The organism is Yokenella regensburgei ATCC 49455, from assembly GCF_000735455.1.
GTDB lineage: Bacteria > Pseudomonadota > Gammaproteobacteria > Enterobacterales > Enterobacteriaceae > Yokenella > Yokenella regensburgei.
In genome coordinates, this window is sequence record NZ_JMPS01000087.1 from 210,728 (window position 1) to 233,151 (window position 22,424).

General features: G+C 55.8%; 21 protein-coding genes and 1 riboswitch. Of the genes, 11 read left to right on the forward strand and 10 right to left on the reverse strand.

What is annotated here, in order from left to right; translation table 11 throughout:
* The first annotated feature begins 142 nt into the window (after positions 1-142).
* Positions 143-1,909, forward strand: coding sequence for an adenine deaminase (gene adeD, locus GYRE_RS22785; protein ID WP_038258791.1), 1,767 nt, complete (start codon positions 143-145; stop codon positions 1,907-1,909).
* A gap of 4 nt (positions 1,910-1,913) precedes the next feature.
* On the opposite strand, the gene ybiB is transcribed toward adeD, so the two are convergent.
* The 3 genes from ybiB to rhlE form a co-directional block, all read right to left on the reverse strand.
* Positions 1,914-2,879: a DNA-binding protein YbiB gene (gene ybiB / locus GYRE_RS22790; RefSeq protein WP_038258792.1), complete on the reverse strand. Its 966-nt coding sequence runs from the start codon at positions 2,877-2,879 to the stop codon at positions 1,914-1,916.
* 19 nt (positions 2,880-2,898) lie between these two features.
* Positions 2,899-5,043, reverse strand: coding sequence for an ATP-dependent DNA helicase DinG (dinG, locus tag GYRE_RS22795; protein WP_038258793.1), 2,145 nt, complete (start codon positions 5,041-5,043; stop codon positions 2,899-2,901).
* A 95-nt stretch (positions 5,044-5,138) separates the two neighbouring features.
* Complete coding sequence (rhlE, locus tag GYRE_RS22800; RefSeq protein ID WP_006819139.1) at positions 5,139-6,491, reverse strand: ATP-dependent RNA helicase RhlE; 1,353 nt, start codon at positions 6,489-6,491, stop codon at positions 5,139-5,141.
* Positions 6,492-6,714: 223 nt separating this feature from the next.
* On the opposite strand from rhlE, the gene cecR reads away from it, so the two are divergent.
* From cecR to GYRE_RS22825, 5 genes are read left to right on the forward strand one after another with little or no spacing between them, the layout of a single operon-like run.
* Positions 6,715-7,392, forward strand: a complete 678-nt coding sequence (gene cecR / locus GYRE_RS22805) for a transcriptional regulator CecR (RefSeq protein WP_038258795.1) — start codon at positions 6,715-6,717, stop codon at positions 7,390-7,392.
* Positions 7,389-8,375, forward strand: coding sequence for a secretion protein HlyD (hlyD, locus tag GYRE_RS22810; RefSeq protein ID WP_006819137.1), 987 nt, complete (start codon positions 7,389-7,391; stop codon positions 8,373-8,375). Before cecR ends, hlyD begins: the two co-directional genes overlap by 4 nt.
* Before the next feature lies 1 nt (position 8,376).
* Complete coding sequence (locus GYRE_RS22815; RefSeq protein WP_006819136.1) at positions 8,377-10,119, forward strand: ATP-binding cassette domain-containing protein; 1,743 nt, start codon at positions 8,377-8,379, stop codon at positions 10,117-10,119.
* Positions 10,109-11,242, forward strand: coding sequence for an ABC transporter permease (locus tag GYRE_RS22820; protein WP_038258797.1), 1,134 nt, complete (start codon positions 10,109-10,111; stop codon positions 11,240-11,242). The genes GYRE_RS22815 and GYRE_RS22820 overlap by 11 nt, the downstream gene beginning before the upstream one ends.
* Before the next feature lie 9 nt (positions 11,243-11,251).
* Positions 11,252-12,358, forward strand: coding sequence for an ABC transporter permease (locus tag GYRE_RS22825; RefSeq protein ID WP_006819134.1), 1,107 nt, complete (start codon positions 11,252-11,254; stop codon positions 12,356-12,358).
* Here GYRE_RS22825 and GYRE_RS22830 read toward each other — a convergent pair.
* A complete protein-coding gene (locus GYRE_RS22830) occupies positions 12,320-12,730 on the reverse strand; it encodes a YbhQ family protein (RefSeq protein ID WP_006819133.1) in 411 nt (136 codons plus the stop codon). The two genes, GYRE_RS22825 and GYRE_RS22830, sit on opposite strands and share 39 nt — an antisense overlap.
* A 137-nt stretch (positions 12,731-12,867) precedes the next feature.
* Here GYRE_RS22830 and clsB point away from each other — a divergent pair, with 137 nt between their 5' ends.
* Complete coding sequence (clsB, locus tag GYRE_RS22835; RefSeq protein WP_038258799.1) at positions 12,868-14,076, forward strand: cardiolipin synthase ClsB; 1,209 nt, start codon at positions 12,868-12,870, stop codon at positions 14,074-14,076.
* On the opposite strand, the gene GYRE_RS22840 is transcribed toward clsB, so the two are convergent.
* From GYRE_RS22840 to moaA, 6 genes are all read right to left on the reverse strand, one after another.
* Positions 14,073-14,777: a Bax inhibitor-1/YccA family protein gene (locus GYRE_RS22840; protein ID WP_006819131.1), complete on the reverse strand. Its 705-nt coding sequence runs from the start codon at positions 14,775-14,777 to the stop codon at positions 14,073-14,075. The two genes, clsB and GYRE_RS22840, sit on opposite strands and share 4 nt — an antisense overlap.
* 79 nt (positions 14,778-14,856) lie before the next feature.
* Positions 14,857-15,309 carry a molybdopterin synthase catalytic subunit MoaE gene (moaE, locus tag GYRE_RS22845; protein WP_038258801.1) on the reverse strand — a complete coding sequence of 151 codons (453 nt, stop codon included), beginning with the start codon at positions 15,307-15,309 and terminating at the stop codon, positions 14,857-14,859.
* 1 nt (position 15,310) lies between these two features.
* The gene (gene moaD, locus GYRE_RS22850; RefSeq protein ID WP_038258803.1) at positions 15,311-15,556 is read right to left on the reverse strand and encodes a molybdopterin synthase sulfur carrier subunit; all 246 of its coding nucleotides are present in this window, start codon (positions 15,554-15,556) and stop codon (positions 15,311-15,313) included.
* Complete coding sequence (gene moaC / locus GYRE_RS22855) at positions 15,549-16,034, reverse strand: cyclic pyranopterin monophosphate synthase MoaC (RefSeq protein ID WP_006819128.1); 486 nt, start codon at positions 16,032-16,034, stop codon at positions 15,549-15,551. The genes moaD and moaC overlap by 8 nt, the downstream gene beginning before the upstream one ends.
* Before the next feature lie 3 nt (positions 16,035-16,037).
* Positions 16,038-16,550, reverse strand: coding sequence for a molybdenum cofactor biosynthesis protein B (gene moaB, locus GYRE_RS22860; RefSeq protein WP_038258805.1), 513 nt, complete (start codon positions 16,548-16,550; stop codon positions 16,038-16,040).
* Positions 16,551-16,587: 37 nt separating this feature from the next.
* Positions 16,588-17,574 (reverse strand): GTP 3',8-cyclase MoaA, encoded by a 987-nt coding sequence (gene moaA, locus GYRE_RS22865; RefSeq protein WP_038258807.1) that lies wholly within the window; start codon positions 17,572-17,574, stop codon positions 16,588-16,590.
* Positions 17,562-17,694, reverse strand: a riboswitch (molybdenum cofactor riboswitch). It overlaps the preceding gene by 13 nt.
* 227 nt (positions 17,695-17,921) lie before the next feature.
* Between moaA and yvcK the strand changes: the two genes are divergently transcribed.
* The 4 genes from yvcK to pmrB all read left to right on the forward strand — a co-directional run bounded on the left by yvcK (position 17,922) and on the right by pmrB (position 22,305).
* On the forward strand, positions 17,922-18,830 hold the full coding sequence (yvcK, locus tag GYRE_RS22870) for a uridine diphosphate-N-acetylglucosamine-binding protein YvcK (protein WP_006819125.1): 909 nt from the start codon (positions 17,922-17,924) through the stop codon (positions 18,828-18,830).
* A gap of 82 nt (positions 18,831-18,912) precedes the next feature.
* Positions 18,913-20,553, forward strand: coding sequence for a phosphoethanolamine transferase EptA (eptA, locus tag GYRE_RS22875; RefSeq protein WP_038258809.1), 1,641 nt, complete (start codon positions 18,913-18,915; stop codon positions 20,551-20,553).
* Positions 20,550-21,221 carry a two-component system response regulator PmrA gene (pmrA, locus tag GYRE_RS22880; RefSeq protein WP_038258811.1) on the forward strand — a complete coding sequence of 224 codons (672 nt, stop codon included), beginning with the start codon at positions 20,550-20,552 and terminating at the stop codon, positions 21,219-21,221. The genes eptA and pmrA overlap by 4 nt, the downstream gene beginning before the upstream one ends.
* A 4-nt stretch (positions 21,222-21,225) precedes the next feature.
* On the forward strand, positions 21,226-22,305 hold the full coding sequence (pmrB, locus tag GYRE_RS22885) for a two-component system sensor histidine kinase PmrB (RefSeq protein ID WP_038258813.1): 1,080 nt from the start codon (positions 21,226-21,228) through the stop codon (positions 22,303-22,305).
* Positions 22,306-22,424 lie beyond the last annotated feature (119 nt).

The window sequence follows — 22,424 nt, forward strand, 5'->3', positions numbered from 1 at the left end:
TCCTTTTTACGCGACACAACGCCTGGCTTCAGTGATTAAGGTCACAGCCACTTATTTAATTAACTCGTAAACTGTTCCAGAAAATTATTTATTTTCATCACAGCAATAATCAATTTGATAAAATCATAATGAGAATTGAGACATGGAAAATTATATTCATGGATGTCCCAACACGATAAACCGTGATGAATTACTGACATTACTGGCCGTTTCTCGCGGTGATGCGGTTGCCGATTATATTATTGAGAATGTCACCCTGCTTGATCTGGTGAACGGCGGTGAGATTGCCGGTCCCATTGTGATAAAAGGCCGCTGGATAGCCGGTATCGGTGAAGCGTATGAGGATGCCCCTGCCCGTCAGCGAATTGACGCACAGCACGCGGTCGCGGTGCCGGGCTTCATCGATGCTCATCTGCATATTGAGTCGAGCATGATGACCCCGGTTACCTTCGAAACCGCTACCCTGCCTCGCGGTCTGACAACGCTTGTGTGCGACCCCCACGAAATCGTCAACGTGATGGGAGAGTCGGGGCTGGCGTGGTTTCTACGCTGCGCCGAACAGTCTCACCAGAATCAATACGTGCAGATAAGCTCGTGCGTTCCTGCGTTGGCCGGGAGCGACGTCAACGGTGCCGACTTCCCCCTTGAACAGATGTTACGCTATCGCCACCATCCGCTGGTTGCCGGGATAGGTGAAGTCATGGATTTTCCGGCAACCATTGCCGGAAGCAGCGCACTACTCGATAAGCTTGACGCCTTCCGTCACCTGACTCTCGACGGCCACAGCCCGATGCTGAGCGGCAAGGCGCTGAATGCCTATATCGCCGCCGGTATTGAAAACTGTCATGAATCACACACGCTGGCTGAAGGACGGGAAAAGCTCGCCCTCGGCATGGCATTGATGATCCGTGAAGGCTCTGCGGCACACAATCTGGATGCCCTCGCGCCGCTTATCACCGATTTCAGCAGCCCCCAGTGCTTGCTCTGCACCGACGACCGAAACCCGTGGGAAATCGCCCATGAAGGGCATATTGATGCGCTAATACGTCGTCTGATTCAGCATCACCATATTGCCCCACACCTCGCCTATCGCGTGGCCAGTTGGTCTACCGCCCGGCATTACGGCTTTAAGCATCTGGGGCTACTGGCGCCAGGAAAGCAGGCCGACATCGTGTTGCTGAGCGACGTAGAAGCAGTAGAAATTCAGCAGGTCTGGATGAAGGGTAAACCGGTTGACGAACGACTGTTGCAACAGGAAGAAGCCCAGCGTCTGCAGGCTACAACACCACCGCTGGCGAACACGGTAAGGCGCAAACCGGTACAGGCCGAGGATTTCAAATTTACCTTTGTCAGCGGAAAGCATTACAGGGTGATGGAGCTAATCCCCGGCGAACTCATCACCCGGGCCGGGGTTTGTCAGCGCACCGAAACCGGCTTCGATCGCGAGGATATCTGCTTTCTCGCGGTACTTGACCGTTACGGTCATGAACTCCCGCCAGCGCTCGGGCTGATAAGCGGCTTTTCGCTTGAAAATGGCGCACTGGCCGCCACGGTAAGCCATGACAGCCACAACATCGTGGTGATGGGACGTGATACGAAAGAGATGGCTATCGCCGTCAATCAGGTGATCCACGACGGCGGTGGGCTTTGCGTGGTGCAGCATCAGCAGGTCGTGAGCCACCTGCCGCTGCCCATTGCCGGGCTGATGAGCAGCGAGCCCGCAGACGTACTGGCGCAAGAGATCGACGCGCTGAAAGCTGCCTGCAGGCGCTGCGGTATCCCGCTGAACGAACCTTTTATCCAGATGGCGTTTCTGTCGCTGCCGGTGATCCCCTCACTGAAACTCACCAGCAAGGGGCTGTTCGACGTTGATACGTTTACCTTCACGCCGCTGGAGGTCGCCCACTAAGCCGCTACCAGTTTTCGGCGACGCGGGCCAGACCCGCGTCGAGGGTTGCCACTTCTCCGGCCGCCAGCAAGCAGCAGGCCAGCTGAATTTTCAGGGAGTGCGGTACCGGCTCGCTCCCGGTGACGCAGCGTTCAATCCAGCGGGCGGTGACCAGCGGATCTTTTGATTCTGGCAACGCTACCCCGGCGTTGTCTGCCAGCTGACGCTCCACCAGTACCTTCACCCCTTGCGCGTCAATCAGGTTAATCTGCGGACAGCGCTGTGGGTTGGCGTACACCTCGCCTTCGGTACCGTGCATCAGCAGGCCACGCCCGCAGATATCGCTAAAGAAGGTCGCGACACGCTGAATATATTCCGGATGTGAGACGCTCGACAGCCGCAGCGCGGCGTCTTCAGCAAACGGCGTGGCAAGCTTCGCCAGCGTATGTGCACTGTTACGCACCCCCATCCGCCAGCGCATACCCAGCTGTTTCTCCATCGGCGGGCACAGCGCGCTAATCGGCATATACACCGGCTGATGGCCTTCGAGCTTCGCCTGCGCCTGGCCGGCGTGTCGGGTGGCTTCAACGCCTAATAGTTCGAAAATGGTTTCCGTCAGTACACGGGTGGGATCTTCGCTAACGCCGTGTACCACCACCGGGAAGCCAAGTTTGTTCAACAGCATCGCGAGCAGCGGCGTCAGGTTGGCCTGTTTACGCGCGCCGTTATAGCTCGGAATGACGACGGGCACAGGTTTGTTAACCGGCGGCGTCAGGCTAATGGTTTGCTGCTGCATGGCTTCATAAAACCCACGCATTTCCGCCTCGCCTTCGCCCTTCACCCGCAGGGCGATAAGGATCCCGCCCATTTCGAGATCCGGGACTTCATCGTTGAGCATTCTGGTGTATAAACCGCGTGCGGTATCAATATCCAAATCGCGGGCATGGTTCTTCCCTCGCCCCACTTCTTTAATGATTTTGCGGTAATCCATGGATCCTCCTTGCCTGAGGCTAACGTTTTTTACGCCGACTCGGTTTCGCTTTGCTTTTTACTATAACCTCTGGCACATCAGGTTGCTCAATAGGAAATACCGGTAGCGCGTTGAGCAGCCGTTTGCCATAGCTTTTGCTCAGCAGGCGCTTATCGTAAATCACCACTTCCCCCCAGCAGGTGTGGCTACGTATCAGGCGTCCAACCTGCTGAATGAGGTTAAACGAGGCGCTTGGCAGGCTCTGCACCTCAAAGGGGTAACGGTTGAGGCTTTTCAGCCACTCGCCTTCGGTAATCACCACCGGGCTATCAATAGGCGGAAACGCGATTTTGTGGATGTGTACCTGGCTTAGCAGCTCGCCTTTCAGATCCAGACCCTCGGCGAAAGACTGAAGCCCCACCAGCACGCTGCGCTCACCGTTTTCCACCCGCTTACGATGAAGCTCCACCAGCCGGTAGCGCGGTTGATCTCCTTGCACCAGCAACAGCAGGCGCAGGTCGGTCACGTGTTCAAGAAAACGCTGCATTGCCCGCCCGCTGGCGAACAGCACCAGCATACCGCGATGCGCCTCGCTCTCAAGACATTGGCGGAAGTATGCCGCCATCTCGGCAATATGCTGCTCTTCGTTTTCCATCAACGGCTCGTAGCGCATCTGCGGGATAATGATTTTGCCCTGTTCAACGTGATTGAAAGGGGAATCCAGCGCCACGAAGCGATCGCCCGCTTTCTCTTTTAGCCCGCTCATCTCCTGCAGGCGCGAAAAGCTGTTCAACGAACGTAACGTCGCCGAGGTGACAACAATGTGCGGCACGCTGCGCCACAGCAGCTTTTCCAGCTGATCGCTAACGCGAATACCCACGCAGTGGAACCAGATATGAATTTGACCATCGCGTACTTCGCGGGTCGCCCACTTGCTGACCGGCGCTCCCGAAGCCTGCGCCATCGCCGCAAGTCGCCACAGCTTGCTCTGGCTTTCGAACATGCCGAGCGCACGGTTCATCTGCAGCAATACCCGATGCAGGCGCACAATATCGTGGCTACCGGTTTTTTCACTAAGATCGTTGAGGAAAAGCTCGGAAAGCCCGCGCAGCTGCTCGGTCAGCTTTGCCAGCCGCTGGCAGATCTCCATGACTTCGTCAGGAAGCTCGCCCATCGGGAAGCGATGTTCGGCCTCCTGCACGGCGGGCATATACAGGTTCAGGATATTGTTGAGCGACGCAATCAGTTCGTACAGCTCTTCGCAGTGGGCGTTGAGCCTCTCGGGCAGCGCCAGCGGCGGCGTGGTTTTTGGCCGGAACTGCTCAAGGCAGGTCGCGACCAGCTTGCTGAAGAGATCTAACTGCAGCCGATACCATGGGGCGGTTATCTCGGCGCTCATCTCCAGCGCATCGCGGGCAACATCCGGCAGATGATGGCCTTCATCCAGCACCAGCAGCAGGTTTTTCGGCTCCGGCAAAACCGCCTCGCTCTCCATTGCCGCCATCACCAGCGCGTGGTTGGCAACCACCACTTCGGCTTCCTGAATTTCGCGACGGGCAACAAAAAACGGGCACTCCCGGTAATAGTGGCAGTTGCGGTTCAGGCAGCTCGCTTTATCGGTGCTGAGGCGACGCCAGAGGTCGTCATCAATTGCAACATCAGTATGGTCCCGCAGACCATCCCATTTGTAGCTATCAAGAGAGGTTTTGAGCTTCGCGCAGCGCTTCTGCTCTTCCTGATTGTTGGGCGTCAGTTCATCGTCCAGAAACGCCAGCAGATCCTGCTGGGTGGGTTCAGTGCTGGCAAGCGCCGCCAAATTGCGTGGGCAGACGTAACGCCCGCGACCAAACGCGGCGGTAAAGCGGAGATCGGGAATGATTTTCTTTAAAAGCGGCAGATCTTTACTGTAGATCTGATCCTGCAAGGCAACGTTGGCGGTGCTGACCACCAGCGTTTTTTGTTCTTCGCGGGCGATGGCGATCCCGGGGATCAGATACGAGAGCGTTTTCCCGACGCCGGTCGGGGCCTCAATGGCCAGATGTCTCCCTTCCTCACCCGCGAGCGTTTTTGCCACATCGGCAATCATTTGTCGCTGCGGTGGGCGCGGAATAAAATCGGGGATCTGCTCCTGAAGCGCCTTATACCAGGCGGCAATCTGCGCCTTCAGCGCGGCGGTAAGTGACATCGGAAAACCTGAGTACTGTATAAACAGCCACTATTGTGGCACTTTCCGGGCGGCAGGGCAAAGTAAAAGCCCGGCTTTTCGGCCGGGCTCGCAAATTACTCTGCAATCTTACGTGGGCGACGACGGCGTGGTTTCTCACCAGTCGGTTTATCATCCTGACGACGCGGCGCTTTTGGTTTTGCGCTTGCGCCTTCGTTACGGCGCTGCTGCTGGCCGCGGCTCTGATTCTGCCCCTGGCCCTGGCCTTGACCACGACCGCCACGGCCCTGGCTCTGGCGACCGTTCTGGATAGGTTCAGCCTTGATAGACGGATCCGGCTCGTAGCCCGGTACCGCAATACGCGGGATCTCTTTTTTCAGCAGACGCTCGATGTCGCGCAGCAGTTTGTGCTCATCAACGCACACCAGGGAGAGTGCTTCACCGGTTGCGGCAGCACGGCCGGTACGGCCAATACGGTGCACGTAATCTTCCGGTACGTTCGGCAGCTCGTAGTTCACGACGTGCGGCAGCTCTTCGATATCAAGACCACGCGCGGCGATGTCGGTTGCTACCAGTACGCGGATATCACCGGATTTAAAGTCGGCCAGCGCACGAGTTCGCGCTCCCTGACTTTTGTTACCGTGGATAGCCGCGCTGCGGATCCCGTCTTTGTTCAACTGCTCAGCCAGATGGTTTGCGCCGTGTTTGGTGCGGGTAAATACCAGCACCTGCTGCCAGTCGTCTTTACCGATAAGGTGCGACAGCAGTTCCCGCTTACGCTTCTTATCAACGAAGTGTACGTGCTGTGTTACCTGCTCGGAGGCGGTGTTACGGCGGGCAACTTCGATTTCCAGCGGGTTATGCAGCAGCTTTTCAGCAAGCGCTTTAATGTCGTCGGAGAAGGTCGCGGAGAACAACAGGTTCTGGCGCTTCGCCGGCAGCTTCGCCAGCACGCGGCGAATGTCGTGGATAAAGCCCATGTCGAGCATGCGGTCGGCTTCGTCCAGCACCAGCACTTCAATGCTGTCGAGCTTGAGTGCATTTTGATGTTCAAGATCCAGCAGACGGCCCGGCGTTGCCACCAGCACATCAACACCACCGCGCAGTTTCATCATCTGCGGGTTAATGCTGACGCCACCGAAGACCACCAGCGAGCGGATGTTCAGGTATTTGCTGTAGTCGCGAACGTTTTCGCCAATCTGCGCCGCCAGCTCACGAGTTGGGGTCAGGATCAGCGCACGAATTGGGCGACGCCCCTTCGCGTGCGGTTCACGGGAAATCAGGTGCTGCAACAGTGGCAGGGTAAAACCCGCCGTTTTACCGGTACCGGTCTGGGCACTCGCCATCAGGTCACGGCCCTGCAGTACCGCAGGGATTGCCTGCTGCTGAATAGGGGTAGGTTCGCGGTAACCCTGCTCTGCAACAGCGCGCAGGATCTCCGGGTTCAGGCCAAGGGTATCAAACGACATAACAACTCCGAACCGCCCCGACCATTGCAGGTGTAGTTTTCAGGGTGATAAGTAACGAAACAGGTGACAAAAACCACAATGTCAGAAAGACGCGGAGTGTAGCAGCTTTTGTGACATACCGCATAAAATATCCCACAAGGATGAATTGACAGAAGACAAACTGGACAAGATGAAAAAACGCTCATATTATTAATCAATCGATTGATTAATTTTTTGATGTTCTATGAATGCAACCCCCATTACGAGTAAAGGCGAACAGGCAAAAAGCCAGCTGATTGCCGCTGCCATTGCCCAGTTTGGTGAATATGGGCTGAACGCCACCACCCGCGAGATTGCTTCACAGGCCGGGCACAATATTGCAGCCATCACCTACTACTTTGGTTCAAAAGAAGATCTTTACCTCGCCTGTGCGCAGTGGATTGCCGATTTCATTGGCAGTAATTTCCGACCGCACGTCGAGGCCGCAGAGCGTCTTCTGGCGCAGCCTGACCCGGATAGAGCCGCGCTTCGCGAGCTTATCCTCGGCGCCTGCAAAAATATGATCCTGCTGCTGACGCGCGATGAAACCGTCAACCTCAGCAAGTTTATCTCCCGTGAACAGCTGGCGCCGACCCAGGCGTACCATCTGGTGCACCAACAAGTCCTGGATCCGCTACATAGCCATCTGACGCGCCTCATCGCCGCCTATACTGGTTGCGACGCCGGTAATACCAACATGATTTTGCACACCCATGCGCTGCTCGGTGAGGTGCTGGCGTTCCGCCTTGGTAGAGAGACGATACTGCTGCGCACCGGTTGGGCACAGTTTGATGAGCAAAATACCGAACAGATTTACCAGGTCATTACCAGCCACATCGATTTTATTTTGGAAGGATTAACGCAAAGGAGCCTGAAGTCATGAAGAAGCCTGTCATCGTCGTCCTGATTATTGCCGTAGTCGTTGCCGCCGTGGGTGGCGGAGCGTGGTGGTATCAAAGCCGACAGGATAAGGGCCTGACCCTGTATGGCAACGTTGATATCCGCACGGTGAATATGAGTTTCCGCGTCGGTGGTCGTCTGCAGTCGCTGAATGTCGATGAGGGGGATGCCATTAAAAGTGGCGAACCTCTCGGCGAGCTGGATAAAGCCCCTTTTGAAAACGCCCTGATGCAGGCAAAAGCCAACGTGGCAACCGCCCAGGCGCAGTACGACCTGATGATGGCCGGTTACCGCGCCGAAGAGATTGCCCAGGCCGCCGCCGCGGTGCGTCAGGCACAGGCCGCCTACGACTACGCGCAGAACTACTACCAGCGCCAGCTCGGGTTATGGCAAAGCCGGACGATTTCCGCCAACGATCTGGAAAACGCCCGTTCTTCCCGCGACCAGGCTCTGGCGAGCCTGAAATCGGCGCAGGATAAACTGAGCCAGTATCGTGCCGGTAACCGTCCGCAGGAAATTGCCCAGGCGAAAGCCAATCTTGAGCAGGCCCAGGCACAGCTGGCGCAGTCACAGCTCGACCTGCACGATACCACGCTTACCGCCCCTTCTGACGGCACCCTGCTCACCCGCGCCGTCGAGCCAGGCAGCATGCTGAACGCTGGCAGCACCGTAATGACGCTGTCGTTGACCCGCCCGGTATGGGTTCGTGCTTACGTCGATGAGAAGAACCTGAACCAGGCACAGCCGGGCCGTGAACTGCTGCTCTACACCGACGGCCGCCCGGATAAGCCGTATCACGGTAAAATCGGTTTCGTCTCTCCCACCGCCGAGTTCACCCCTAAAACGGTCGAGACTCCAGACCTGCGTACCGATCTGGTCTATCGTCTGCGCATTATCGTAACCGATGCCGACGACGAGTTACGCCAGGGAATGCCGGTGACGGTACGTTTTGGCAACGGAGAGTGACATGACGGACGCGGTGATTGCCCTGAACGGGCTGGTCAAACGCTTTGCCGGGATGGATAAGCCCGCCGTTGCCCGACTGGATTGCACCATTCAATCCGGTTACGTCACCGGGCTGGTCGGCCCGGACGGTGCGGGGAAAACCACGCTGATGCGGATGCTCGCCGGGTTGCTCAAACCCGACGAAGGCAGTGCCACGGTGATTGGTTACGATCCGGTGAAAGACGACAGCGCGCTGCATGCCGTACTCGGCTACATGCCGCAGAAGTTTGGCCTGTATGAAGATCTCACGGTCATGGAGAACCTCAACCTTTACGCCGACCTGCGCAGCGTAACCGGCGAGGTGCGGCAAAAAACCTTTGCCCGACTGCTGGAGTTTACCTCCCTTGGCCCCTTTACTGGCCGTCTTGCCGGGAAACTCTCGGGCGGGATGAAACAAAAGCTCGGCCTCGCCTGCACCCTGGTTGGGGAACCGAAGGTATTGCTGCTTGATGAACCCGGCGTTGGCGTTGATCCCATCTCCCGCCGTGAACTGTGGCAGATGGTGCACGAGCTGGCAGGCGACGGCATGCTGATCCTCTGGAGCACCTCGTACCTCGATGAAGCAGAGCAGTGCCGTGATGTGCTGCTGATGAACGAAGGGGAACTGCTCTATCAGGGAGAGCCTACCGCGCTCACCCAAAGCATGGCCGGGCGCAGTTTTCTGCTCAACAGCACTGAAATGAATAATCGCAAGCTGCTGCAGCGGGCGCTGAAGCTGCCGCAGGTCAGCGACGGTATGATTCAGGGGAAGTCGGTTCGTCTGATCCTGAAAAAAGAGGCGAGTGCGAGCGCGCTTGCCGCCGCCCCGGAAATGCCCTCTTCTCTCAATATCGAAGAGACTGCACCGCGCTTTGAAGATGCCTTTATCGATTTGCTCGGCGGTGCTGCCACCTCTGAATCTCCGCTGGGAGCCATTCTGCACACCGTTGAAGGCAGCGCCGACGAAACGGTGATCGAGGCGATATCGCTAACCAAAAAATTCGGTGACTTTGCCGCAACCGACCACGTCGATTTCAGCGTGAAGCGCGGTGAGATCTTCGGCCTGTTGGGGCCAAACGGTGCCGGAAAGTCGACCACCTTTAAGATGATGTGCGGTCTGCTGGTGCCTACCTCCGGGAAGGCGCTGGTGCTGGATATGGATCTCAAAGTGAGCTCCGGCAAAGCACGGCAGCATCTTGGCTACATGGCGCAAAAATTCTCCCTTTACGGCAACCTGACCGTCGAGCAGAACCTGCGCTTTTTCTCCGGCGTTTATGGTCTGCGCGGCCAGGCGCAGGCGGAGAAAATCGCCCGCATGAGCGATGCCTTCGGACTGAAAAGTATCGCCAGCCACGCCACCGATGAACTGCCGCTGGGCTACAAACAACGACTGGCGCTGGCCTGTTCGCTGATGCATGAGCCGGATATTCTGTTCCTTGATGAACCGACCTCCGGCGTTGACCCGATTACCCGCCGCGAGTTCTGGCTACATATCAACAGCATGGTGGAAAAAGGGGTGACGGTGATGGTCACCACGCACTTTATGGATGAAGCGGAGTACTGCGACCGCATTGGCCTCGTTTACCGCGGCAAGCTCATCGCCAGCGGGACACCAGACTCGCTAAAAGCGCAGGCGGCAGACGCCGCCACCCCGGACCCCACCATGGAGCAGGCGTTTATCACCCTGATCCACAACTGGGATAAGGAGAATGGGAATGTCCAGTAAAGTCATTTCCTGGCGGCGGGTGCGCGCGCTGTGCGTCAAAGAGACGCGACAGATTGTCCGTGACCCGAGCAGTTGGCTGATTGCGGTGGTGATCCCCCTGCTGCTGCTGTTTATCTTCGGCTACGGCATCAACCTCGACTCCAGCAAGCTGCGGGTTGGGATCTTGCTTGAAGAACAGAGCAAAGAGGCGCTGGATTTCACCCATGCCATGACCGGCTCGCCCTACATTGATGCCACCATCAGCGATAACCGCCATGAGCTTATCGAGAAAATGCAGGCCGGGCGTATTCGCGGGCTGGTCGTTATCCCAGTAAATTTTGCTGCCCAGATGGCACGGGCAAACGACACTGCGCCGATTCAGGTGATCACCGACGGCAGTGAGCCCAACACCGCTAACTTTGTGCAGGGCTACGTTCAGGGCATATGGCAGCTCTGGCAGTCACAGCGGGCGGAAGATCAGGGGGAAACCTTCAAACCGCTTATCGACGTGCAGACCCGCTACTGGTTCAACCCCGCCGCCATCAGCCAGCACTTTATTATTCCGGGGGCGATTACCATTATCATGACGGTGATCGGTGCGATCCTCACCTCGCTGGTGGTTGCTCGCGAGTGGGAGCGTGGCACCATGGAGGCGCTGCTTTCCACCGAGATAACCCGCGCCGAGCTGTTGCTGTGTAAGCTCATCCCCTATTACTTCCTGGGGATGCTGGCGATGCTGCTCTGCATGGTGGTGTCGGTGTTTATTCTTGGCGTGCCGTACCGGGGCTCGCTGGTGATCCTGTTTTTCATTACCAGTCTGTTTTTACTGAGCACGCTTGGGATGGGGCTACTTATCTCGACCATCACCCGTAATCAGTTTAACGCCGCTCAGGTGGCGCTGAACGCGGCGTTCCTGCCGTCGATTATGCTCTCTGGTTTTATCTTCCAGATAGACAGTATGCCCGCCATTATTCGCGCGGTGACCTACGTTATCCCGGCGCGCTATTTCGTCAGCACGCTACAGAGCCTGTTCCTGGCCGGGAATATCCCCGTCGTGCTGCTGGTGAACATCCTGTTTTTGATTGCCTCGGCGGTAATGTTTATCGGCCTGACCTGGGTCAAAACTAAACGGCGACTGGATTAAGGAGGACGCATGTTTCATCGCTTATGGACGCTAATTCGTAAAGAGCTGCAGTCGCTGCTGCGCGAGCCGCAGACCCGGGCCATCCTGGTGCTTCCGGTACTGATTCAGGTGCTGCTGTTTCCCTTTGCCGCCACCCTTGAGGTCACGAACGCCACGATCGCCATTTACAACGAGGATAATGGCCAGCACTCGGTTGAGCTGACCCAGCGTTTTGCCAGGGCTAAGGCGTTTACGCATATTCTGCTGCTGAAAAGCCCGCAGGAGATTCAGCCCACAATCGATACGCAAAAAGCGCTGCTGCTGGTGCGTTTCCCGGCCGACTTTTCACGCAATCTCGATTCCTTCGAAACCGCGCCGATGCAGCTCATTCTCGACGGACGAAACTCCAACAGTGCGCAGATTGCGGCAAACTATCTGCAGCAGATAGTGAAGGACTACCAGCAGGAGCTTCTCGATGGCAAGCCAAAACCCAACAACAGCGAGCTGGTGATCCGCAACTGGTATAACCCAAACCTCGACTACAAATGGTTTGTGGTGCCATCGCTCATCGCCATGATCACCACCATCGGGGTAATGATTGTCACCTCGCTCTCGGTGGCGCGTGAACGGGAACAGGGCACGCTGGACCAGCTTCTGGTATCACCGCTGGCGACCTGGCAGATTTTCGTGGGTAAGGCGGTTCCGGCACTGATTGTCGCCACTTTCCAGGCAACTATCGTGCTGGGTGTCGGCATCTGGGCGTATCACATCCCCTTTGCCGGATCGCTGGCGCTCTTTTACTTCACCATGGTGATTTACGGGCTTTCGCTGGTCGGATTTGGTCTGCTTATCTCGTCGCTTTGCTCAACCCAGCAACAGGCCTTTATCGGGGTATTTGTGTTTATGATGCCGGCCATTTTGCTCTCCGGTTATGTATCACCGGTGGAAAACATGCCGGTGTGGCTGCAAAATCTGACGTGGATAAACCCGATCCGCCACTTCACGGATATCACTAAGCAAATCTATCTGAAGGACGCGAGTCTGGAGATTGTGTGGGGAAGTTTGTGGCCGCTACTGGTCATAGCGGCCACGACGGGCTCAGTGGCGTACGCGATGTTCCGCCGGAAGATCGCGTGATTTTTTGTCTTTCGCGAGTAAAGACACCACCGCCGGGCCGGCAAGAATGACAACGCCGGCCAGCGCTAACAGCAGGTTGTTGTGCAGCACGCGTGACAGCAGCCACAGCGCAATCATGGCGGCACCGAAATACCAGGTGGTGGTGAGCTCTTCGAGCACATCACCCACTTCACGCCAGCGCGCCTCATGGTGGCGCTGCAGAATCAGCATGGTCACTACGGTCACGCAGTACAGGGCGCACAGGCCTAAACCCACGTGCACCAGCAGGTTGCTTGTCCATGCCATGACCACTATCGCCACAACCAGCAAATGCAACATTATCTGCCAGCAACTAAGTCCCGTTGCGACACGAACGCGTTGTTGCCACTTCATGGCTTCTCTCCTGAAGTATTTTCATCTGACTATTCAGAGTACCGCACTTTACGGAAAATTCCGTTCCACCGCATCTTTTTGTGACGACTACTACACTATTTTCATCAGGATAGTGACGTCGACAGGAAAAAAATGACATGGCTTACAGCTGGCGTAGTGGCAATCGCATTACACTTCTGGAGAATGGAGAACAATATTATCCCGCCGTTTTCCAGGCGATTAAGCAGGCAAAAAGCAAGGTCATCCTCGAAACCTTTATCTGGTTTGAAGATAAGTTGGGCAAACAGCTCCAGCAGGCATTGCTGCGCGCCGCACAGCGTGGGGTCGAAGTCGAACTGCTGATCGATGGTTTTGGCTCTGCCGATCTCAGCGACAAATTTATTGGTGAACTGACGGCAGCCGGCGTGATTTTCCGCTTTTACGATCCCCGCCCGCGCTTACTGGGGATGCGTACTAACCTTTTTCGCCGGATGCACCGTAAGCTGCTCGTGATTGACGCCAGCGTCGCTTTTATCGGTGGGATCAACTACTCCGCCGATCACCTTGCCGATTTCGGTCCCGAAGCCAAACAGGACTACGCCGTGCGCGTGGAAGGCCCTGTCGTGCTCGATATGCTGCAATTTGCCCAGGAAAACCTGCCGGGGATCAAACGAAACTTCCGCTTCTGGCGCCATCGCCAACGGGTGGAGGAGACTCGTGAACCAGGCGAAGCGCAGGCGCTGTTCGTCTGGCGGGATAACGATGAACATCGTACCGATATTGAGCGTTATTATCTGAGAATGTTGCGCCGCGCCCGCCGTGAAGTGATTATCGCCAACGCCTATTTCTTCCCCGGTTATCGGCTGCTGTACGCTATGCGCACCGCCGCGCGGCGGGGGGTGAGCGTCAAACTCATCATTCAGGGTCAGCCGGATATTCCCATTGTGAAAGTGGGCGCCCGCTTGCTGTACGCCTGGCTGGTGAAAGGTGGGGTGAAAATCTTTGAATATCAGCGACAGCCGCTGCATGCCAAAGTCGCGCTGATGGACGACCACTGGGCAACGGTCGGTTCAAGCAATCTGGATCCGCTTAGCCTGTCGCTTAACCTTGAAGCCAATCTGATTATCCACGACCGCGTGTTTAATCAAACGCTACGCGACAACCTGACGACGATTTTGCATAGGGACTGCCAGCAGATAGAGAGATCTATGCTACCAAAGCGGACGTGGTGGAATCTGGCGAAAAGCGTGCTGGCGTTCCATTTTCTGCGTCATTTCCCGGCCTGGGTGGGCTGGTTGCCGGCTCACGCACCCGTACTGAGTGAAGTGAAGCCCCCTCACCCGCAGGATGAGGGGGAGAACGTCTAGCGACGGTTGCCGAGAATACGCAGCATCATCAGGAACAGGTTGATGAAGTCGAGGTACAGCGTGAGGGCACCGAGTATGGCGTACTTGCGCAGATTACCGCTGTCACGGGTATCGATTTGCTCACCGATGTTTTTAAGTTTTTGGGTGTCATACGCCGTGAGGCCTACGAACACAAGCACCCCGATATAGGTCACCGCCCACATCAGCGCTTCACTCTTCAGCCAGAGGTTGACGAGCGATGCCAGAACAATCCCGATAAGCGCCATAAACAGCATACTACCTAAGCCACTGAGGTCACGCTTAGTGGTGTAACCATAGAGGCTCATCACGCCAAACATCCCGCCGGTCACCACGAAAGTACTGGCGATAGAGGAGTAGGTGTAAACGATAAATATGCTGGAGAGCGTTAGTCCGGTCAGCGCCGAATAGAGCATGAACAGGGTCGTCGCCATTCCGGCGCTCAGACGCTGCACCATGCCGGAGAGCACAAACACCAGCGCCAGTTGGGCGATAATCAGCCCGAAGAAGGTGATTTTGCTGGAGAAGATAAACATCATCAGCGACGGCGTGTTGGCCGCATACCAGGCGATAAACGCCGTCAGCAGCAGACCGCAGGTCATCCAGCCGTACACCTGCGCCATATAGGTTTGCAAACCCGTACGCGCCTGTACGATAGAATCGGAACGCGGGAATCGATCCATGATACTAACCTCAGAAATGTAATGTGTGTGTTGTAAGACTAACACATCCTGGAATGACCGCGAATGTCCCGGAACCGACTTACCAGCGGCTGGCCGCCGCTTTGTCGCTGTCGCGTGATTCCACCCAGCGATCGCCTTCTGGCGTAGCTTCCCGTTTCCAGAACGGTGCCTGCGTTTTCAGGTAGTCCATAATGAACTCGCCGGCGGCAAACGCACTACCGCGATGGACGCTGGTCACGCCAACAAAGACTATCTCTTCGCCCGGCCACATTTCACCAATGCGGTGAATGACCGTGACACGTCCGAGCGGCCAGCGCTCCCGTGCCTGCACAACAATATCGGTCAGTGATTTTTCGGTCATCCCCGGGTAGTGCTCAAGGGTCAGCGCCTTAACGCTGTCGCCGAGATTATGGTTGCGTACTTTGCCAGTGAAGGTCACTACCGCGCCGTCTTCGTCGCGTTCGGCAAGCCATTGATACTCGTCACCGACGCTAAAGCGCGCCGTTTCAACACGAATTCGCGTCTCGCTCATCTTAGCCTCCCGTCACCGGCGGAAAGAACGCCACTTCATCACCGGACGCCAGCGGATGGTTGAAATCGACCAGCGTCTGATTCACCGCCGCCAGCAGCTTTCCCTCTTCCAGTGCTAATGCCCAGCGATCGCTTTGGGCAGCCAGATGCTTGCGCACCGCTTCAACGGTGGTAAAAGGGGCATCCAGCGTCAGGCTGTCTGTCCCGACCAGCTCACGGACTTGTGCAAAAAATAGGATTTTAATCATCAGTTTCTACCCTGAAATCACCTGACTTACCGCCGCTTTTCGCCAGCAGGCGAACCGGCCCGATAACCATGTCCTTCTGTACCGCTTTGCACATGTCGTAAATGGTCAGCGCCGCGACGGAGGCCGCCGTCAGCGCTTCCATTTCCACGCCGGTTTTCCCGGTAAGGCGGCACAGCGTCTCTACGCGTACCCGGTTATGCTCCGGCTGCGCCTGCAGATTCACTTCGACTTTGCTGAGCATCAGCGGGTGACACAGCGGAATGAGGTCCCAGGTGCGCTTCGCTGCCTGGATCCCGGCAATACGCGCGGTAGCAAAGACGTCGCCCTTGTGGTGGCTACCGTCAATAATCATGGCGAGCGTTTCGGGTTGCATGGTGATAAAAGCCTCGGCGCGCGCTTCGCGAACGGTTTCGGCTTTGGCAGAGACATCCACCATATGCGCTTCACCGGCGGCATTAATATGGGTCAGTTGTGACATCGCTTACTTCTTCAAATGAGGATGAAAGTTACACGGACGCGTACGGGCATCCAGCTGCGGGGCAATAATGTTTTCCCAGGCAGTAGCGCAGGCTTTGGTGGAGCCCGGCATGGCGAAAATCAGCGTTTTGTTGGCAATACCGGCCACAGCGCGGGACTGCAGCGTCGAGGTGCCAATCTCCTCGAAAGAGAGCATACGGAACACTTCACCAAAGCCTTCAATCTCACGATCGAACAGCGGCAACAGCGCTTCCGGCGCCTGATCGCCATCGGTCAATCCGGTTCCACCGTTGATAAGCACCACCTGGACATCGTCGCGGGCAATCCACGCCGACACCTGGGCACGAATGGCGTAGCGATTCTCTTTGACGATGGCTTTATCGACGACCTGATGCCCGGCTTCAAGCGCGGCATCACGCAGGAAATGCCCGGAAGTGTCATCCTCTTCACCACGACGGCTGGAAACGGTAAGTACGGCAATACGTGCCGGAATAAATTCAGCGCTAACCTGACTCATCATTGCTCCTGTGTAGCAGAAATACGATTACCCGCCGTTACCCGCCTATGTAGGAAAGATTCTGGGTAATCCCGGTATTGCCCTGATGAAGGAAGTGGGTCTGTTTTTTCGTGGCCAGCGCATCAGCAATACGCATTTCCAGCGCCTGCTGCTGCTCATCTTCCGCCAGTAAATCGCGAAGATCGACCCCGCCATCACCGAACAGGCACAGATGCAGTTTCCCCACAGAGGAGACGCGCAGACGGTTGCAGCTGGCGCAGAAATCTTTCTCATACGGCATGATTAAGCCGATCTCCCCTTCGTAATCGGGGTGACAAAAGACCTGCGCCGGGCCGTCGCTACGCTGACGGATCTGGTGGATCCAGCCGCGTCTTAGCAGCTCGTCGCGTAGCACCATGCCGGAGATGTGGTGTTTGCGGAACAGCTCGCTGCCCTCACCGGTTTCCATCAGTTCAATAAATCGCAGTTGAATGCGGCGCGGTTTGATCCACGCCAGAAAGGTGTCGAGCTGATGATGATTCACGTCGCGCATCAGCACGGTATTGACCTTCACTTTGTCAAAGCCGGCGGCAAAGGCAGCATCTATACCGTCCATTACCTGCTGAAACTTATCCTGCCCGGTAATCGCATGAAACTGACGCGCATCGAGGGAATCGACGCTCACGTTCACCGCCGTCAGGCCGGCATCACGCCAGTTTTGCGCATCGCGCGCCAGACGGTAGCCGTTGGTGGTGACCGCAATTTGGCGGATAGCTTCATTTTCACGAACGGCGGCGATGATGTCGGTAAAATCACGACGCAGCGACGGCTCACCGCCGGTGAGACGCACTTTTTCGGTGCCAAGAGAGGAAAATGCGCGGGTGACGCGACGCACTTCATCGACCGTCAAAAAACCGTTGTTGCTGATACCGCTCGGCTTATAGCCGTTCGGCAAACAGTAGGTGCAACGGAAGTTACACACATCGGTAATCGACAGACGCAGATAGAAAAACTTGCGCGCGAATGCATCAGTTAATTGAGCCATGTACACCTTTCCAAATACGGGAGGCACAGTTATTTCTTCCTGTACCCTGGTGGCTGTTGCCACGGCCGGAGCGCCATATCGTGTGACTTAGGCGCAAGGGCTAGAGTGTTTTTTTCTTAGCAATGCACTAAGACTGGTATGCCGATAGTAGCCTGAAATGAAGGCTTTCGCCAATTTCAGCAACGCTATATAATCTTGTATATAGCGACACGATCGTGCATTTTCGATCCAGAATACGCAAAAATCATACTTTTGCTTTGATATGGGTCATTTTACGCCAGTTGGAGTGTCGTCTTTTAGGGGTAGATCGAGTATTTTAAGCGGCTTAACTGATTGAAGGAATTTGTATGCGCAATCGCACTCTTGCGGATCTCGACCGGGTTGTGGCACTGGGCGGTGGTCATGGGCTGGGACGGGTTATGTCGTCGCTCTCGTCGCTTGGCTCCCGGCTTACCGGTATTGTCACCACCACCGATAACGGCGGATCCACAGGACGAATCCGACGCTCCGAAGGCGGTATCGCCTGGGGCGACATGCGCAACTGTCTTAATCAGCTAATCACTGAACCAAGCGTTGCTTCGGCGATGTTTGAGTACCGTTTTAGCGGTAATGGCGAACTTTCCGGGCATAACCTCGGAAATCTGATGTTAAAGGCGCTGGATCACCTGAGTATCCGCCCTCTCGAGGCCATTAATTTAATCAGAAACCTCCTTAAAGTAGACGCTTCGTTAATCCCGATGTCGGAATCACCGGTCGACCTGATGGCTATCGACCACGAGGGCCATGAAATCTACGGTGAAGTGAATATTGACCAGCTCTTAACGCCACCAAAGGAGCTGCTGTTGTCGCCGAACGTCAGCGCCACCCGTGAAGCGGTACAGGCCATCGCCGAAGCCGATCTTATCCTGATTGGCCCGGGAAGTTTCTACACCAGCCTGATGCCGATTCTGCTGGTCGAAGAAATGGCTCAGGCGCTGCGCCGAACGCCCGCCCCCATGGTCTATATCGGTAACCTTGGGCGCGAGCTGAGCCCGGCTGCCGCCAGCCTGACACTTACCGATAAGCTTTCACTTATGGAGCACTACGTCGGGCGTAAAATCATCGATGCGCTGGTCGTGGGACCAAAGGTCGATACCCGCGACATCAGCGACCGTATCGTCATCCAGGAAGTGCTCGAAGCCAGTGATATTCCCTACCGTCATGACCGTGAGCTGCTGCATATCGCGCTGGAAAAGGCGGTCCAGGCGCTGGGCTAAGCCCGCGAAATGATTAAAATCTTAAGGTTGTCTTAAAAAACCGCTGGCACTATGGCGCGATTATTTTTAGCGGATCCTGGTCATGCGTTTATTTTCACGCCGCCCACGCCTTGGGCGGATTGCTTATCTCGTGCTGTTTGCACTGTACATTGCGCTGTTTCTTAACGTCGCCTTTTACCAGCAGGCCTTCTCCGAGCTTCCGGTCAATAATCTGCGTAACGCCCTGGTCTTTCTGACCATGCCGGTGGTGCTGTTCTGCATTATCAATATTCTGGTCACGCTGGCCTCATTTTTATATCTCGACCGGGTACTGATTACGCTCTTTATCCTGGTCAGCGCCGCCGCACAATATTTCATCCTGACCTTTGGGGTGATTATTGACCGCTCGATGATCACCAACATTCTTGATACCACGCCGGCAGAAAGCTATGCGCTGATGTCGACGAAAATGGTGCTGACGCTGCTGCTATCGGGTTTACTGGCGATCGTTATCGCATGGTGGATTAAGATAACCCGCCCAACGCACGCCTGGCGCGGCATTATTACCCGCGCTATCAGCATTACGCTTTCGGCACTGGCAATCGTGCTTGTCGCCCTGCTGTTTTATAAAGACTATGCCTCGCTGTTTCGTAACAACAAAGAGCTGGTAAAAGCACTGAACCCGTCGAACAGCATTGTGGCCGTCAACTCGTGGTATTCCCACCACCAGATGGATAACCTGCCGCTGGTGAAAATTGGCGAAGATGCAACCCTTATCCCGGAAGCACAGAAGCATTCGCGCAAAAACCTGACCATTCTTATCGTCGGTGAAACCTCGCGCGCAGCAAACTTCTCGCTTGGCGGTTATGCACGTGAAACCAACCCACGGCTGGCAAAAGATGACGTGGTGTATTTCCCGAACACCGCTTCCTGCGGCACAGCCACCGCGGTTTCAGTGCCCTGTATGTTCTCTAATATGTCGCGCGAGAATTACGACGAAACGCTGGCTCACCATCAGGAAGGTCTGTTGGATATTCTTCAGCGTGCAGGCATTCAGGTGCTGTGGAATGAAAATGACGGCGGCTGCAAAGGTGCCTGCGACCGCGTACCGCATCAGGACATTACCGCGTTAAATCTCACGGGCGAATGTATTGCCGGTGAATGCAAAGACGACGTGCTGTTTAATAATCTCGATAAATACATCGACGGTCTGCAGCAGGACGGTATTATTGTGCTGCATACCATCGGCAGCCACGGCCCGACCTATTACAATCGCTATCAGCCAGAATTCCGTAAATTCACGCCAACCTGTGATACTAACGAAATTCAGACCTGTACCCAGGAACAGCTCGTCAATACTTACGATAATACGATTCTGTACGTCGATTATATTGTTGATAAAGCGATTAATCTGTTGAAATCAAAGCAGGAAAACTTCACCACCAGCCTGGTCTATCTCTCCGATCACGGTGAATCGCTGGGTGAAAATGGCGTTTATCTGCACGGTCTGCCTTATTCCATCGCACCGGAAACCCAAAAACACGTACCGATGCTGCTGTGGCTTTCCGACGATTATCAAAAACGTTATGACATTAATTATTCGTGCCTGCAGAAACAGGCCGCAACACATCCATATGCCCAGGATAATCTGTTCTCAACGATGTTAGGTATAATGAGAGTGAATACCCAAGAATATCAGGCTGCGGACGATATTCTGGCGCAATGTAGAGGAGAAAGCCGGTGAAAATTCTGGTCATTGAAGACGATGAGCTGCTGTTACAAGGGTTGATTCTGGCAATTCAGAGCGAAGGATATGCCTGTGATGGCGTCTCCACAGCCCATGAAGCGGCGTTGTCCATCGCCGGGGGACACTACAGCCTGATAGTGCTCGACCTTGGCCTGCCGGACGAAGATGGCCTGCATTTCCTGGCCCGCCTGCGCCGGGAGAAATTCACCCAACCGGTACTTATCCTTACCGCTCGCGACACCATCAGCGATCGCATTGCCGGGCTGGATACCGGAGCCGACGACTACCTGGTGAAGCCGTTTGCGCTGGAAGAGCTCAACGCCCGCATTCGCGCCCTGCTCCGCCGTCACCACAATCAGGGCGACAGCGAGGTGAAAATTGACAACCTGCGCCTCAACGTCACCCGTCGCCAGGTGTGGCTGGATGAATCGCAGCTCGATCTGACGCCAAAAGAGTTCGCTCTGCTGTCGCGCCTGATGCTGAAAGCGGGCAGCCCGGTGCACCGTGAAATCCTCTATAACGACATTTATAGCTGGGACAACGAACCGGCAACCAATACCCTTGAAGTGCACATTCATAATTTACGCGACAAAGTCGGTAAATCGCGGATCCGCACCGTCAGAGGCTTTGGCTACATGCTGGTTGAAAACGCAGGGGTAGAATAAACGGATGGCGCTGTTCTCAGTTCAGTCATGGACCATGCGTACCCGCCTGCTGCTGACCATTGGCGCGGTACTGATTGTGTGTCAGCTCATCAGCGTTTTCTGGCTGTGGCACGAAAGCGAAGAGCAGGTCCAGCTGCTGGTGCAAAGCGCCATTGACGGGCACAACAACCGCAAACACATTCAGCATGAAGTGCGCGAGGCGGTAGCAAGCCTGCTTATCCCGAGCCTGCTGATTGTCGGGCTGGCGCTGTTTATTTGCGTTCAGGCCGTCAAACGCATCACCCGCCCGCTCTCTGACCTGCAAAAAGAGCTGGAAACCCGTACCCCTGACAACCTGCAGCCCATCATCATTGAGAACAACGTGAGTGAAGTGGAGGCGGTCACCAACGCTATCAACCAGCTGGTGTCGCGTTTGACGCTGACGCTCGACCGTGAGCGCCTCTTTACCGCCGACGTCGCCCACGAGCTGCGCACTCCGCTTGCGGGACTGCGTCTGCATCTGGAGCTGATGGCAAAAAACCATGCTATTAAGGTCACGCCGCTGCTGCAACGCCTGGATCAGATGACGGAGAGCATCTCTCAGCTCCTGCAGCTGGCACGCGTTGGGCAATCATTTTCGGCCGGTAGTTACCAGACGGTGAATTTAGTCACCGATGTGGTAGAGCCAGAGCAGGACGAACTGGAGCGCGTGCTCGCACTGCGCAAGCAAAGATTGCAGATAGTCACCACGCCACGCAGTGCGACGCTAAAAGGCGACGCGACGCTGGTGCGGGTGCTGTTACGCAATCTGGTGGAAAACGCCCATCGCTACAGCCCGGAAGGATCGCTCATTACGCTGACCATTGATTATGAAGCGGGTGCGGTGCTGGTTGTTGAAGATGAAGGGCCAGGCATTGATGAAGCCAAGAGCGGTGAACTCAGCAAAGCCTTCGTGCGTATGGATAGCCGCTTTGGTGGAATTGGTCTTGGATTAAGTATTGTTTCACGTATTGCGCAGCTGCATGATGCGAAGTTCTTCCTGACCAACCGCAGGCCTGGTCCGGGTGCCCGGGCGTGGGTGCGGTTCCCCCCGCTGAGCCGTTGATTAGAAAGTCTGCATCCAGTTAACGCTGAAGCCAGCAATAATCGACAGCGCCAGCAGCAGGACAAAAAGCTCACGGATTTGGGTTAATTTCATGGCAACTCTCCACATCGTTATGCGGA

Excerpts from the sequence above, each read along its gene's own strand:
- moaA (WP_038258807.1), bottom strand. The coding sequence starts at position 17,574 with ATGGCTCAATTAACTGATGCATTCGCGCGCAAGTTTTTCTATCTGCGT.
- GYRE_RS22815 (WP_006819136.1), top strand. The coding sequence starts at position 8,377 with ATGACGGACGCGGTGATTGCCCTGAACGGGCTGGTCAAACGCTTTGCC.
- hlyD (WP_006819137.1), top strand. The coding sequence starts at position 7,389 with ATGAAGAAGCCTGTCATCGTCGTCCTGATTATTGCCGTAGTCGTTGCC.
- rhlE (WP_006819139.1), bottom strand. The coding sequence starts at position 6,491 with ATGTCGTTTGATACCCTTGGCCTGAACCCGGAGATCCTGCGCGCTGTT.
- adeD (WP_038258791.1), top strand. The coding sequence starts at position 143 with ATGGAAAATTATATTCATGGATGTCCCAACACGATAAACCGTGATGAA.
- moaE (WP_038258801.1), bottom strand. The coding sequence starts at position 15,309 with ATGAGCGAGACGCGAATTCGTGTTGAAACGGCGCGCTTTAGCGTCGGT.
- dinG (WP_038258793.1), bottom strand. The coding sequence starts at position 5,043 with ATGTCACTTACCGCCGCGCTGAAGGCGCAGATTGCCGCCTGGTATAAG.
- moaB (WP_038258805.1), bottom strand. The coding sequence starts at position 16,550 with ATGAGTCAGGTTAGCGCTGAATTTATTCCGGCACGTATTGCCGTACTT.
- GYRE_RS22840 (WP_006819131.1), bottom strand. The coding sequence starts at position 14,777 with ATGGATCGATTCCCGCGTTCCGATTCTATCGTACAGGCGCGTACGGGT.
- GYRE_RS22820 (WP_038258797.1), top strand. The coding sequence starts at position 10,109 with ATGTCCAGTAAAGTCATTTCCTGGCGGCGGGTGCGCGCGCTGTGCGTC.
- moaD (WP_038258803.1), bottom strand. The coding sequence starts at position 15,556 with ATGATTAAAATCCTATTTTTTGCACAAGTCCGTGAGCTGGTCGGGACA.
- ybiB (WP_038258792.1), bottom strand. The coding sequence starts at position 2,879 with ATGGATTACCGCAAAATCATTAAAGAAGTGGGGCGAGGGAAGAACCAT.
- cecR (WP_038258795.1), top strand. The coding sequence starts at position 6,715 with ATGAATGCAACCCCCATTACGAGTAAAGGCGAACAGGCAAAAAGCCAG.
- clsB (WP_038258799.1), top strand. The coding sequence starts at position 12,868 with ATGGCTTACAGCTGGCGTAGTGGCAATCGCATTACACTTCTGGAGAAT.
- moaC (WP_006819128.1), bottom strand. The coding sequence starts at position 16,034 with ATGTCACAACTGACCCATATTAATGCCGCCGGTGAAGCGCATATGGTG.
- pmrB (WP_038258813.1), top strand. The coding sequence starts at position 21,226 with ATGGCGCTGTTCTCAGTTCAGTCATGGACCATGCGTACCCGCCTGCTG.
- yvcK (WP_006819125.1), top strand. The coding sequence starts at position 17,922 with ATGCGCAATCGCACTCTTGCGGATCTCGACCGGGTTGTGGCACTGGGC.
- eptA (WP_038258809.1), top strand. The coding sequence starts at position 18,913 with ATGCGTTTATTTTCACGCCGCCCACGCCTTGGGCGGATTGCTTATCTC.
- GYRE_RS22830 (WP_006819133.1), bottom strand. The coding sequence starts at position 12,730 with ATGAAGTGGCAACAACGCGTTCGTGTCGCAACGGGACTTAGTTGCTGG.
- GYRE_RS22825 (WP_006819134.1), top strand. The coding sequence starts at position 11,252 with ATGTTTCATCGCTTATGGACGCTAATTCGTAAAGAGCTGCAGTCGCTG.